The sequence below is a fragment of the Acidisoma sp. L85 genome (assembly GCF_009765865.1).
Classification (GTDB): Bacteria; Pseudomonadota; Alphaproteobacteria; order Acetobacterales; family Acetobacteraceae; genus Acidisoma.
In genome coordinates this window covers 151,865-164,288 of sequence record NZ_LMUQ01000039.1, presented here as the reverse complement: position 1 = coordinate 164,288, position 12,424 = coordinate 151,865, and the positions used below count along the sequence as shown (strand labels likewise).

Sequence of the window (12,424 nt, the reverse complement as noted above, 5' to 3'; positions counted from 1 at the left end):
GGGGAGTTTGGCGCCGCTCGCCGGACAGGCGCCTCGGTTTTTCCGTGCGCCCGCCGGTATCCGCAGCCCGTTGCTGACCCCCGCGATGGCCGGACTGCCACTGACCTACCTGAGCTGGACGCGGCGAGCGCTGGACGGCACGCGCGGGGATGCGGCTCGCGGCCTTGCTCGCCTAAGCCATGATCTTGTCGCTGGGGACATTCTGCTAATGCATGACGGCCGCTGCGCCCTCTCTCCCGACGGCTGGCCGGTGGTGCTGGAAATGCTGCCGCGCCTGCTCGATCGTCTGGCGGCCGAGGGGCTGCGCGCGGTCTCGCTGCCTATGGCGCTCGGCGAGGCGCCGGTGGCCTCAGGCGCAGCAGCACGGCCGGATGCCGGAGCAGCGCGGATAGCATCAGCCGGATATGCATCCAGGTGAGCCAGGCATTGTCGCACACGTAGCGGAAGTGAGAAACCCCGCCTTCCTCAGCCGAAATGTAGCGCACGGGCGCCGGCAGGTTTACCACCGGCAGTCCAGCCCAGCAGAGCCGCACGGCGGCTTCGGGATCGAAGTCGAACCGGCGCATCCAGCGGTTCGCGGCCAGGACGGCGAGCAGGGGCGCGATGGGATAGACGCGGAAGCCGAAGAGCGAGTCGGCGATACGGCCGCCGGTCTCCAGATTGGCCCACCAGTTGGAGATGCGCCGGCCCTTCACGCGAAGCGGCGGCGCCTCGGGCCCGAATACCGGCACGCCGAGGATCATCGCGTCGGGTTGGCGGCTAGAAGCGGCCATGAAGCGGGGGATGTCGGCGGCGGAATGCTGGCCGTCGGCATCGAAAGTCAGTGCGTGGGTGAAACCCGCTTCCAGGGCGGCGCGCAGACCCTCGTGAATGGCGGCGCCTTTGCCGCGATTGCGCGGCGTTATCAGCACGCGGAGGCCGGTGTCGGTGGCGGCGGCCGTGCGCAGCATGGTGTCCGTGCCATCGGTGCTGCCATCCACCACCACCCAGACCGGTGTCCAGACCGCGCGCGCCTCCGCAACGACGCGCATCACCTGGGGGCCTGTATTGTAGCTCGGGATGAGAACGAGATGCGTCTTGGCGTCGGGGCTCAAGACAGCTCCCGAGGCCAAAGGCGCGGGGATTCGAGTTCCGCCCGGAAATAGGCTTCGAGCTCCGTCACGAAATCTTGCACATCATCTGTCGCCTCGAACCTGCGCCCAAGCCGGGCGCGGTAGATCAGGGGAAAAGCCGGTTTGCGCAGCGCCGGCCTGCCCTTGTGAAGATAGGTCGTGTTGCTCTCCAGAAAGACGGTCTGCACCGAGGCCCCTGTGGCCTTGGCCATCATCGCGACGCCGCTCTTGAACTGACCGATCGGATAGGCCGTCCCCCGGGTACCCTCGGGGAAGACGAGCAGCGGCTCGCCGCGACGAAGGGCGGCGGTGGCGGTGCGGATCAGGGCATGGGCGGAATCGTTTCGGATATAGCCGGCGAGGCGCATGCCGCCGCCTAGCATAAGGCTGTTCCACAGCGCCGCCTTGCTGATGCAGGTAACGCGCGGCAGGCGGGACAGCATCAGCACCGCATCGATCAGCGAGCGATGGTTGGCGATGATGATGACCCCGCGATCCTCGCGCAGCCGGTCGAGCGCCGAGAGGTCGAACCGTGCGAGCCCCGTCAGACGCATGAGCCCGAGGTAGAGGCGGAACCCCGTCGTGATCCCAAAGCGGCCGAGTCGCGGCTGGATGCGTCGCGGCAGCAGGATTGTCAGGAGCCGCGCCGGTAGGCTCCAGGCCAGGCAAAGCAAAGGGAAGGCCGCAAGGACCGCATAGAAGCGCGCGGCTTCCGATACCGACAGCAGCCATCCGCCAAGCCTGCCGCCATGAGCGACATAGCTGGGTGCCAAGGGAGGCGGAATGGAGTCTGGCACCTCGGCCTCCTCTGCTCGCCGCAAACCATCCCCTCTGACCGCCGCACGGTGGCGAAAGCTGGGCCGGAGGATGGACAGGTCACGGCCAGTCGCGCTTTCTGCCTCAAAACTAAGGGCAGATCGTGTCATGGACCAGAGTCGGTCGTGCGAAGTGTCGCGGTTGACGACTTGTATCATGCGGCTGGTGAGGTGTTCCGCATGAGCCTGACTCTTCGCTACCTGACGCCCGAGGCTTTCGCTGCGATGCCGGAAATGGCCGCGCAGGTTCTTGGCGTGGCCGGGTTTGGCAGCTCCAGACCGCCCGGCCTGGCGCCAGATTGCCCCTTCCTCGGCGTGGCGCTGCCGCCCGTCGATGGCTCGGCTTTGCTCGAAGTTTGGACCAGCGACAGGCCGGTGCAACGGAGCGCTCGCGGCGAGTTTCGCTTCAGTCATGACGTCACGCACCTGTTCGGCATGATCCAGTCGGAGGCCGCCGGTGACCTCGCCTCGGTCACGCGCGACTCTTACGACCAGCTTTTCGCCTTGGCCGAGGAAGCGGGCTATCCGCATCTGCTGCGAATCTTCAACTACCTACCGGGCATCACGCGGGTCGAGGCGGGGCAGGAGCGCTATCGCCGTTTCAATGAGGGGCGGCACGAGGCCTTCGCAGCGCGGGGGCGCGTGGTCGAAGCCGCCCCGGCCGCCTGCGCACTTGGCAGCGCCGGGGACCTGCAGACGCTATACTTCATCGCCGCGCGGACGGCGGGCCTGCCGATAGAAAACCCACGGCAAATCAGCGCCTATCGCTATCCGACGCGATACGGTCCGCGCAGCCCGACCTTCAGCCGCGCCCTGGTCGCCCAGGATGAGGCGGGCGCCATGCTGTTCCTCTCCGGCACCGCGAGCATCGTTTCGCATGAGAGTCAGCACCCGGGCGACCCCGCGGCCCAGCTTGCCGAGACGCTGCGCAACCTGCGCGCCCTGCTGACCGAAAGCCGCCGCCAAGGTTATCGCTTCGAGGAGCGGGATCTCGTGCTGAAAGCCTATCTCCGCCGTCCCGAGGATCGCGCGCTGGTGGAACGCGGTCTCGCTGAGGCCGGCATGGGCCGCGCGCCGATCCTGCTGCGGGCGGAGATTTGCCGCCCGGAGCTTCTGCTGGAGATCGAGGGCTATGCGCGGGGCGAGGCGCTCGGCTGACCGCCTCCGGCTTTGTCGGAACGTTAAGAGCGCGTAAACGAGCCGAAAACCCGAGAGGAAGACGCATGGCGATGATCCGCCACTCCCCCTATCACCACCAATTCGTGGCGCATGGCGCCCAGTTCGTCGATCGCATCGGTTTCGCGGCACCCTTCGTCTTCACATCGACGGAGGAGGAGCATCGCGCGACGCGCGAGAAGGTCGGGCTGTTCGATGTCTATTACCAGGTCGCGATCGAGGTCGCGGGCGCGGACGCGGCGAAAGTGCTGGACCGCGCTCTGGTCGCCGATACCAGTGGCCAGCCGGTCGGCAAGGTTGTCTACGCGGCGCCCTGCAACGACCAGGGCGGCATGATCGATGACCTGACGTGCTTCCGCACGGCGTCCGATCGTTTCCTGCTGTATCCGACGCCGAGCCGGGTGGCTCAGGTGATCGCCGCCGTGCAACAGGCGGTTGGCGGATCGCATGCCGTGATCACCAACCTTGGTTACAAGCGCGCCTATATCTCCGTGCAGGGACCTGCCTCGCGCGCTTTGCTGCAGGGGCTGACGAGCACGGATCTCTCGAACACGGCGCTGCCGTATTTCTCCTTCATCGAAGCGACGGTCGCCGATGTGCCGGAGGTTATCCTGTCGCGCACCGGCTATTCGGGCGAGCTGGGCTATGAGCTGTTCTACCCGAGCGAATATGCCGAGCACATGCTCGACACCTTGCTCGATGCGGGGCGGGCGCATGGCGCGCGGCTCTGTGGTCTCGGCGCGCTGCGCACTCTGCGGATCGAGAAGCGTTACCCGCTCTATGGTCTCGATCTGGATGAGACGACCTCGCCGATCGAGGCTGGGCTGGGCTGGACCGTGAAGCTTGCGAAGCCCGAGTTCCGAGGGCGTGCGGTGCTGGAGAAGCAGAAGACGGGGGGTACCTCGCGGCGCCTCGTTCTACTCAAGCTCGCGGCGGGCGCGGCGCAGCCCGCGGTCGGCGCGGCGGTGTCGGTTGAGGAACGGGTGGTCGGCAAGGTGAGTTCTTCCGACATGGGCCATAGCCTCGGCGCGATGCTGGCGATGGCTTATGTGCCGCCGGAGTTTGCTGTGGACGGCACGGTCGTAAGGATCGCCAGTGCCGAGGGCGCTGCCGCGGAGGCGACCGTGTTCACCTGTGCCGCTTATGATCCCGAGGGCAAGCGCGCCAAATCCTGACGCAGCTGCAGCTGGTTGTTCCGGGCTCTCGGCCCGGACCAATTGGCGATCAGAAGCCGGGGTTGGGCACGATCGCGAGTTTGCCGTCTCGATCGACAGCCAGGCGGCGCATGCCGTGGGTCAGGATATCGGCGTAATCATGGCCGGCGGTGGTTTGGCAGAACCAGGCGAATACCAGCGGCTCAGCTCCGGTATTGACCGAGCGATGCGCCCAGTCGGGCGGAATGAAAGCGCAGATGCCGGGCGCCATCTCAACTTCCCGCGTCTCGCCTTCGCGGGTCTGCAACAGCAGAACGCCGTTTCCGCTCTGAGTGTAATAGGCTTCACCGCAATCGCGCCGGACATGATAGTGCCCGCGCGTCATGAAATATTCGTCGCCGATTTTCCCCGGATACATCGTGGTGGTGCCGAAGAAGATATCGGCGCCCTCCCTGCGAAATCCCGCGACTTCGTAGCCGACGGCGGCGGGGTTTTGCGCGACATAGGCGTCGAAAGCGGCGGCGTCCCGGTAGAGGCCGCGCAGTTCCGTCACCGGCTTGACGTAGCGCTCATTGGCATTGGGAACGGCGCCGCTGCGCCCATCGATGAAGACGCCTTCGGGTAACAACATTTTGGGGTCTCTCCGGGTTCGGTAGGCTGGCAAATCCGACCGTGCAGCCGGCGCGGCTTTTGCTGGAGGCGATGTTCCGCGAAATTAAGCACGTCGAACGGGCGCGGGCAATAGTTGATTGAATAAAGCAATTAACTAGGGTATGGTCTGCCGCGCCGCCGAGAGCGACCAGCAGGATCCATGGCCGATCAGACACTCGCACGTTATGTCAATGAACTCAGCATTCTGACGATGTTGCGCACCGAGGGTTCGGCTAGCCGAGCCCAGATCGCGCGGCGCCTATCGCTCACGCCCGGCACGATCACGCGCGTCGTTTCCGAACTCGCGCGCCGAGGACTGGTGCAGGAGATCCCGGGCCCGATCCAGGCGGCAGTGCGGGAGCCCGGACGTCCGGCTATCAGCCTCGCCCTCAATCCGACGGGCGCCTATTTCCTGGGTGTCGAGATGGGTGTCGGGGTCATGCGCTATGCGCTGCTCGATCTGGCGGCGTCGGTGGTCGCTTCCACCGAAGTTGTTGTCTCGCGCTCGATCACGCCCAAAAAGGCGGTGCGCGCGATCGCGGAGCAGGTGGCGCGCTACCAGGACGCCAGACGGTTCGCCGGTAAGATACAGGCCGCTGGCGTTACTGTTCCGGGCCTGGTGACGTCGGAAGGCTACATCGTTCACCTGCCGATTCTGGGCTGGAAAAACGTCAATCTGCTGGCGATGCTGCGGGACGCGACGCAACTCCCGTTCATTGTCGAGAACAATGCGAATGCCGCGGCTTTCGGCTCGGTCTATACGCAGCCAAACCTGCCAAGCCTCTGCACGATCTTCCTCAAGCTTGGCACGGGCTGCGGCGGGGCCGCCATCATCAATGGCCGGCTTTTACGAGGTGCCGCCGGCACCGCGACCGAGTTCGGCCATATGCGGATTACCGAACACGGGCATCGCTGTAGCTGCGGCCAGGTTGGCTGCCTGGAGAGCTGGGTCAACCTTGAAGCCATGGCCCGGATTTTTCGAGGCACAGCCGACCTGACCAGATCGGAACTGGCCGCCTTACCGAGCAGAATTGCCGCGGCGGCAGCCGTGGGGGATGGCGGCGCGGCGGCGGCCGTTGCCTCCCTGACGCATTACCTCAGCCTCGGCATCGTCACGCTCTCGAATATTTTCAATCCGACCACCTTCATGCTCGGCGGCGTCATGCGCCCGCTGCTCGAGTGTTGTCTCGAGGCCGTGAAGGTCCGTGTGGCCGAGGGAATCGTTCCTGGCATGAAAATGCCCGAGATACGGCTCTCCCATCTAGGCGTCATGGAATGCGCGGTCGGCGCGGCAACGATCGCGCATCACCACGCTTTCGATATTTCAACGGTCGAATTGCAAGAACACGAGTTGCGTGCGTGAACGACGGATGTCGCATGGGAGACAAATGATGGCGACGGATGAGCGTCTTCTCAAGGTTGGCGTATTGGGCTGCGGGCCTATCGCCCAGGCTGCGCATTTCGAGAGCGCGGTCAAAGCGAGGAACGCCGAGCTCTATGCGATCTGCGATGTGGCCGAGGACCTTCTCGAGCGCATGGCATGGACTTTCGCTCCGGCCAAAACCTTCCGCGACTACGACGAGATGCTGGCCGATCCGGCGCTTGATGCCGTTATCGTCGCGACCTCCGACGCCTTCCATGTGGCAGCCGCGACCGCCGCGCTCCAGGCGGGCAAGCATGTTCTGTGCGAGAAGCCGCTGGGGGTTGCGGTGGAGGAGGTGGAGGGTCTGCGGCGCGTGGTCGAGGAATCCGGTTGCATTCTCCAGGTCGGCCACATGAAAAGGTTCGATGCTGGGTTGCAGAGCGCGAAAACGTTTATCGACGAGGAAATGGGTGAGCTTCTCGCCTTCAAAGGCTGGTACTGCGACTCGACCCATCGTTACCACCTAACCGACGCCGTGCAGCCGCATATTGTGAAGTCCGCACTGGCGAAGCGCCCGGCGGGCAATCCGAAGGCTGATTTGCAGCGCTATTACATGCTGGCCCATGGCAGCCATCTTCTCGATACCGCCCGCTACCTTGGCGGTGAGATCGTCGAGGTTGAGGCGAGGTTGCGGGAGCGGTTCGGCGCCTATTGCTGGTTCGCTGATGTGGCATTCGCGAGCGGTGCCCTGGGTCATCTGGACCTGACGGTTGCCGTACGGATGGATTGGCACGAGGGCTTTCAGATCTACGGCGAGAATGGCAGCGTTCTCGGCAAGACCTACAATCCCTGGCTTTATAAGACGAGCGACGTCGATATTTTTCATGAGTCCAGTGGCACGACGACGCGCATTCTCGGTGCGGACGGACATTTCTACCGCCGCCAGCTTGAGGGCTTCGCGGATGCGTGTCTCGGCCGCGCGCCGATGACCGGCGCAGATATCGACGACGGCATTACATCCGTGCGAGGCATGATCGCCATCGCTCAATCCGCGCGGAGCGGCCGGGCGGTCAAGCTTGCCGAGGTTTCCGGCGCTCTGTGATGAAACTCGGGATCTTCGCTAAAGCGTTCGACGCGACGCGGCCAGATGTCGCTCTAACAGCCGCGCGCGCCGCCGGATACGAGGCGGTGCAGTATAACATGGCCTGTTCCGGCCTCGAGGCTTTGCCGATGGAGGTGCCGGAGGCTGTCGCGCAGGCCGTGCAAACTGCCTCGCGGGATAGCGGGATCGAGATCGTCGCTGTCTCGGCCACCTACAACATGGTCCACCCTGACCCAGGTGAGCGTGAGAAGGGCAGGAAGAGCTTTGCTGCCATCGGCGCCGCCGCGCATGCGATGGGAACCCGCCTTCTGACTGTCTGCACCGGCAGCCGTGACGCCGAGAACCAATGGCGCCACCACTCTGACAACGAGAAGCCAGAGTCTTGGCTGGAGATGTGCCGCGAATTCGCGCTTCTCCTTCCCCTGGCCGAGCAATATGATTTCGTGATCGGCATCGAGCCGGAACTCGCGAATGTCGTGAGTTCGGCCGCTCTTGCGCGAAAGCTGCTCGACGCGTTCCAGACCGATCGGCTCGGTGTCGTGCTGGATCCCGCCAATCTTTTCGACGTAGAGACTTCCGCGCGGCAGAAGGTGATTGTCGAGAGCGCGATCGATTTGCTCGGGGACTACATCGTCCTTGCCCATGCCAAGGACCGATTGGCGGATGGGCATTTCGCTGTGGCGGGTAAGGGTGTGATCGACTTCCCTCACTACATCACAGCGCTGCGGCGAGCGGGCTTCGATGGGGCGCTCGTAACGCATGGTCTTGCGGCTCAGGATGCCCCCGGAGTCTCGGCTTTCCTGAGCCGGGTGCTGGCGGAGTTCTAACGATGCGTGTCGGTCAGGAGCGCGGCAGCGTCTTGACCAGCTCCGCCATCTTACGGCCCCATATCTTGTGACCATCGGCGTCGAGATGGATGCCGTCGATATCGGAGAGCGCCACACTGTCGCCGAGCGCGATGAAATGCACGCCGAGAGCCTCTGCGGTTTTCGCGAATTGTGCTCTGAGCTGATGCGATGTTTCGGCACCCCCCGCAAAGGTATCGGCCAAGTCGCTGAGTTTGGCGAGTCGCGGCGGCGAGACCAGGATGATCTGAGGGTGGCGCCCCTCCTCATCGACCGCGAGTTGTTGCGCGATCTGCACCAGGCGCGCAGCGCCGCCGGCGATATCGGCGGCCGATAGCGAGAAGCGGCGCTTAAGGTCGTTGATCCCAAGCGCGATGATGATGACATCTAGTGGCGCGTGGCTCAGCAGGCAAGCCGGCCAATAAGCGACGCCGCTACGGTAGGGCTCGATCGGATCATCAAAGACGGTCGTGCGGCCGTTCAACGCTTCCTCGACAAGCTCCCAGTCATTGCCAAGGGACTCGTGCATGACGGTCGGCCAACGGGTTCCTTTCGGATAGCGGCGGCCGGTTCCGGGCTCAAAGCCCCAGGAATTCGAATCGCCGAATACCAAGATGCGAGGCATATCCAAGCTCCCGTCAATCGAAATGCTTTGGTCGGCACGATAAAGTCACTCAGACGCGAGATGGCAACCCGCGGTGCGGCGGCCCGCGAGGTATTCGGCGATGACGACACGAAGACGTTCCTGGCCGAAACTCGGGAAATGGCCGCCATGCACAACTGAAACCGGCAGCCGTAGCAAACGTTCCAGAGACGCCACATAATCATCGAGCTGCGAGTGGTAGGCGTCGTCGATGAGCGGTCCGTCATAGATGATATCGCCGGAAAGCAATGTGCCAGTCGTGGCTTCCCACAATGCAATGCCGCCGGGCGAGTGGCCGGGCGTGTGGATAACCTCAAAGCTGCGGTCTCCAAGATCGACAATGTCGCCATCGATCAGCAGGCGCCCGGCGGGCGCCGGCGGAATGCGATAGGCGGCGGCGCTCCATCCCGGTGGCACACCTTCAAACATTTCATCGCTCACATAGGGGTCAGCCAGCGTGAGGTCGTTGCGTGGATCGGCGAGGATCGCGGCCTCGGCGCAATGCACGCAGCGGTCGGCGAATTCGTGGTGGCTCCCGATATGGTCGTAATGCGTGTGGCTCGCGACGCACAGGATTGGGCGACCCGTCAGCAACGGCACGGACCGCCGCAGCGGCACCGCGCCGAGCCCCGTATCGAAGAGCAGATCGCGATCGCGGCCGCGCACGAGCCACATATTGCAGCGGTAGAAGGGCTTGATCCAAGGCTCATGGATCAGCGTGATGCCGTCAGCCATCGACTGGGTTTCGTACCAGCGGTCCGCGGCAATCGTCGGGAGTTGCGGCATGACTAGTCAGGCCTCCACGGGAATAAGGTCGACGCGCCGGCATCCGAGTTGTAGTGATTGTCCAGGCGCGACGGTAGTGTCAGGCGCGAGGCGAAGAACGAATTCCTGTCCGCGCTCGTGGCGCGCCAGCGCGCGAAGATGGGCGCCCTGGAACACAACATCTGTCACGCTCACTTCGCCCAGAGTCATTTCACTGCCGCCGGCGGCGCCGATATTTTCGGGGCGCAGAATCAGGGTGAGCTGCGCACCCGCGGCAAAGACACGGCCCTCGGGCTGCGCTACGATGAGCGTGCCGAGGATCGTTTCGACCGTCATGGTGACGGAACTGGCGGCGCGCACCTGGCCCTCAATTTGCGTGCTCTCGCCCATGAATCGTGCGGTGAAGCGAGTGGCCGGCCGGGAGTAGACGCGCGCCGGCGTTCCCATATCCTCGATGCGGCCTTTGTTCATGACGACAACGAGCGAGGCCAGCGCCATTGCCTCTTCCTGGTCATGGGTGACGTGGACGAAGCTGCGGCCGGTGCGACGCTGGAGGCCGAGCAATTCGTCCTGCATCTGGCGCCGCAGGTTGAGATCGAGCGCGCCGAGCGGCTCGTCGAGCAGTAGGATCTCCGGTTCGACGACAAGGGCCCGTGCCAGCGCCACACGCTGACGCTGGCCGCCGGACAATTCATGGATGCCGCGATGGCCGTAGCCGGCGAGACCCACCATATCGAGCGCGGATTCCGCGCGCGCTCGGCGCGGGGCTCGCGCAATGCCGCGCACGCTGAGCCCATAGGCAACGTTCCGCAGTACAGACATATGCGGAAATAGCGCGTAGTCCTGGAACACCGTCGTCGTCGGTCTTTGCGCCGCGCCGAGTGCGGTGACGTCCCGTCCTGCAATCACGATTCTACCCGCGCTTGGCACAGTGAAGCCGCCAATCGCCGAGAGCAGCGTGGTCTTGCCTGAGCCCGAGGGGCCGAGCAGCACAACATAGGAGGCCGCTGGCACTGCAAGCGTGACATCTGCCAAAGCAACAACGTCATCATAGACCTTGCCGACACCCTCGACCGACAGATGGATGGGTGCGGTCATGCGCGGCGCTTTCCGAAAAGCAGAGCCTCGACGGTTGCCACAAGCAGAATGGAACCGGCGAAAATGATGGAGCCGACCGCGTTGGTCTGCGGGTTGAGGCCGCCGCGCAGCATGGTCCAGATCACCACAGGCAAGGTTACATCGAAGCGTGTGACCAGGAAGGAGATGAGGAATTCGTCCCAGGACAGCGTGAAACACAGGCAGAAAGCCGCGATCAGCGCCGGGGCGATAAGCGGCACCACGATGGTGAGCAGAATGCGGGCGGTGGAGGCGCCGAGATCCCGGGCCGCCCATTCCATACGGCGCTGATGTTCCCCGAGCTGTGCAAGAACGATCGCGAAGGCGAGCGGCATATTGATGACGACATGGCCGACGACGACCATCTCGAGTGATGGCGAAAGACCGAAGGCGGAGAGGGTGACCAGCAGGCCCATGCCGATGAGCAAATAAGAAACGGCGAGCGGCAGAACGAGGAAAGCCTGCAAGGCACGACGGCCGGGAAAGATATAGCGGGCGATGCCATAAGCGGCGAGGAAGCCGAGAAGAACGGAGAGCGCGGAAGAGACCGCGCCGACGATCAGCGAATTGCCGAGGCCGGCCATCAGCCGATCATTGCCCAAAGCGCGGCCATACCAGACGAGAGTCGGGCCGTGGAAGGGCGGCACGGGCAAGCGGCCATCCTGGAAGGAAAACAGCACCAGCACGCCAACCGGTAGAAAAATGAAGGCGTAGCAGGCGAGCATATAGAGCGTGGCGAGGGCGGTGCCGAAATAGCGGGAGAAGAAGCGAATCATAACCGTGCCATCCGCAACCAGCGCTGCATCGCGAGATAGACGATGGCGACGACGATCGTCATCAGCAGCGACATGGTGGAGGCCATCGGCAAGTCGAGCTGACGCTGGATCTGCATCATGATGACCTGCGGCAGCAGCAACTCGCGAAATCCGCCAAGGATTTGCGGAGTCACATAGTCGCCAATGCAGAGCACAACGGTGAGGAAAGCACCGACCATGACGCCCGGAATGCTGAGCGGCAAAGTAATGGTAAGGAAACTGCGCCAGGCTCCGGCGCCGAGGTCCCGCGCCGCTAGGACGTAGCGCGGATTGATCTGCACCAGATTGGCATAGATCGTCAGTGTATTGAGCATGATGAAGAAATGCACGAAGCCCAGAATTGTCGCGCCCGGACTATAGGCCAGCATCAGCGGATGATGTGTGACGCCCAAGGCATGCAGCGTCCAGTTGATGACGCCCGATGGCGATAGCGCGAGCAGCCACGCGTAGGATCGCACGACGTAGGAGGTCCAGAACGGCAGGATGGCAACAGCAAGGGCGAGGCGCTGCCAGGATCGCGGAACTTTGGTCGCGATCGCGAAAGCGAAAGGATAGGCCAGCAATAGGCTGAGGACGACGACGATGGCGGTGGTGACGACCGAATTCCACAGCGCCTCGACATAGGCGCTCTCCGCGAAGAACGCCCGGTAATTGCCCAGGCCGATGGCGCCGCGCCCGCCGGTCGGAGAGAGCGGCGTGAAGCTGAAATAGGCCATCAGAACCAGTGGCGCGGCGAAAAATATGAGGATCCATATGAGAGCGGGCAATGTGAAGGCGGCGCCCGCCAGCCTGTCGCGCCGCGCCGCCCGCGCTTCATTCGCGGACCTCTCAACCGCAACCACAGGCGCTAATGTCCGCGCCATCTGT

General features: G+C 64.0%; 14 protein-coding genes. 6 read left to right on the top strand and 8 right to left on the bottom strand.

Features of this window, described 5'->3' with window-relative positions; all coding sequences use genetic code 11:
• Positions 1 to 418 (top strand): hypothetical protein (locus tag GSQ83_RS10980; RefSeq protein WP_216850045.1); only part of this gene is annotated, 418 nt, incomplete at its 5' end.
• Here GSQ83_RS10980 and GSQ83_RS10975 read toward each other — a convergent pair.
• Complete coding sequence (locus GSQ83_RS10975; RefSeq protein WP_158802927.1) at positions 321 to 1,094, bottom strand: glycosyltransferase family 2 protein; 774 nt, start codon at positions 1,092 to 1,094, stop codon at positions 321 to 323. The two genes, GSQ83_RS10980 and GSQ83_RS10975, sit on opposite strands and share 98 nt — an antisense overlap.
• Positions 1,091 to 1,909, bottom strand: coding sequence for a 1-acyl-sn-glycerol-3-phosphate acyltransferase (locus GSQ83_RS10970; protein ID WP_216850044.1), 819 nt, complete (start codon positions 1,907 to 1,909; stop codon positions 1,091 to 1,093). The genes GSQ83_RS10975 and GSQ83_RS10970 overlap by 4 nt, the downstream gene beginning before the upstream one ends.
• Before the next feature lie 198 nt (positions 1,910 to 2,107).
• Between GSQ83_RS10970 and GSQ83_RS10965 the strand changes: the two genes are divergently transcribed.
• The gene (locus GSQ83_RS10965; protein WP_158802925.1) at positions 2,108 to 3,085 is read left to right on the top strand and encodes a hypothetical protein; all 978 of its coding nucleotides are present in this window, start codon (positions 2,108 to 2,110) and stop codon (positions 3,083 to 3,085) included.
• 65 nt (positions 3,086 to 3,150) lie between these two features.
• Positions 3,151 to 4,278: an aminomethyltransferase family protein gene (locus GSQ83_RS10960; protein WP_158802924.1), complete on the top strand. Its 1,128-nt coding sequence runs from the start codon at positions 3,151 to 3,153 to the stop codon at positions 4,276 to 4,278.
• A 49-nt stretch (positions 4,279 to 4,327) separates the two neighbouring features.
• On the opposite strand, the gene GSQ83_RS10955 is transcribed toward GSQ83_RS10960, so the two are convergent.
• Entirely contained in the window at positions 4,328 to 4,888 is a 561-nt protein-coding gene (locus GSQ83_RS10955) for a glucose-6-phosphate isomerase family protein (RefSeq protein WP_216850043.1), read from the bottom strand.
• Positions 4,889 to 5,068: 180 nt separating this feature from the next.
• Here GSQ83_RS10955 and GSQ83_RS10950 point away from each other — a divergent pair, with 180 nt between their 5' ends.
• From GSQ83_RS10950 to GSQ83_RS10940, 3 genes are read left to right on the top strand one after another with little or no spacing between them, the layout of a single operon-like run.
• Entirely contained in the window at positions 5,069 to 6,271 is a 1,203-nt protein-coding gene (locus tag GSQ83_RS10950; RefSeq protein ID WP_158802923.1) for an ROK family transcriptional regulator, read from the top strand.
• Positions 6,272 to 6,296: 25 nt separating this feature from the next.
• Positions 6,297 to 7,373: a Gfo/Idh/MocA family protein gene (locus GSQ83_RS10945; protein ID WP_158802922.1), complete on the top strand. Its 1,077-nt coding sequence runs from the start codon at positions 6,297 to 6,299 to the stop codon at positions 7,371 to 7,373.
• Positions 7,373 to 8,200, top strand: a complete 828-nt coding sequence (locus GSQ83_RS10940; protein WP_158802921.1) for a sugar phosphate isomerase/epimerase — start codon at positions 7,373 to 7,375, stop codon at positions 8,198 to 8,200. The genes GSQ83_RS10945 and GSQ83_RS10940 overlap by 1 nt, the downstream gene beginning before the upstream one ends.
• Before the next feature lie 13 nt (positions 8,201 to 8,213).
• On the opposite strand, the gene GSQ83_RS10935 is transcribed toward GSQ83_RS10940, so the two are convergent.
• Genes GSQ83_RS10935 through GSQ83_RS10915 form a run of 5 tightly spaced genes read right to left on the bottom strand, consistent with a single transcriptional unit; the run spans position 8,214 to position 12,420 of the window.
• Positions 8,214 to 8,843 (bottom strand): SGNH/GDSL hydrolase family protein, encoded by a 630-nt coding sequence (locus GSQ83_RS10935; protein ID WP_158802920.1) that lies wholly within the window; start codon positions 8,841 to 8,843, stop codon positions 8,214 to 8,216.
• A 45-nt stretch (positions 8,844 to 8,888) separates the two neighbouring features.
• Complete coding sequence (locus GSQ83_RS10930; protein WP_158802919.1) at positions 8,889 to 9,647, bottom strand: MBL fold metallo-hydrolase; 759 nt, start codon at positions 9,645 to 9,647, stop codon at positions 8,889 to 8,891.
• Positions 9,648 to 9,653: 6 nt separating this feature from the next.
• The gene (locus GSQ83_RS10925) at positions 9,654 to 10,724 is read right to left on the bottom strand and encodes an ABC transporter ATP-binding protein (RefSeq protein WP_158802918.1); all 1,071 of its coding nucleotides are present in this window, start codon (positions 10,722 to 10,724) and stop codon (positions 9,654 to 9,656) included.
• Positions 10,721 to 11,518, bottom strand: coding sequence for an ABC transporter permease (locus GSQ83_RS10920; RefSeq protein ID WP_158802917.1), 798 nt, complete (start codon positions 11,516 to 11,518; stop codon positions 10,721 to 10,723). Before GSQ83_RS10920 ends, GSQ83_RS10925 begins: the two co-directional genes overlap by 4 nt.
• On the bottom strand, positions 11,515 to 12,420 hold the full coding sequence (locus tag GSQ83_RS10915; RefSeq protein WP_216850042.1) for an ABC transporter permease: 906 nt from the start codon (positions 12,418 to 12,420) through the stop codon (positions 11,515 to 11,517). Before GSQ83_RS10915 ends, GSQ83_RS10920 begins: the two co-directional genes overlap by 4 nt.
• Between the last annotated feature and the right edge of the window lie 4 nt (positions 12,421 to 12,424).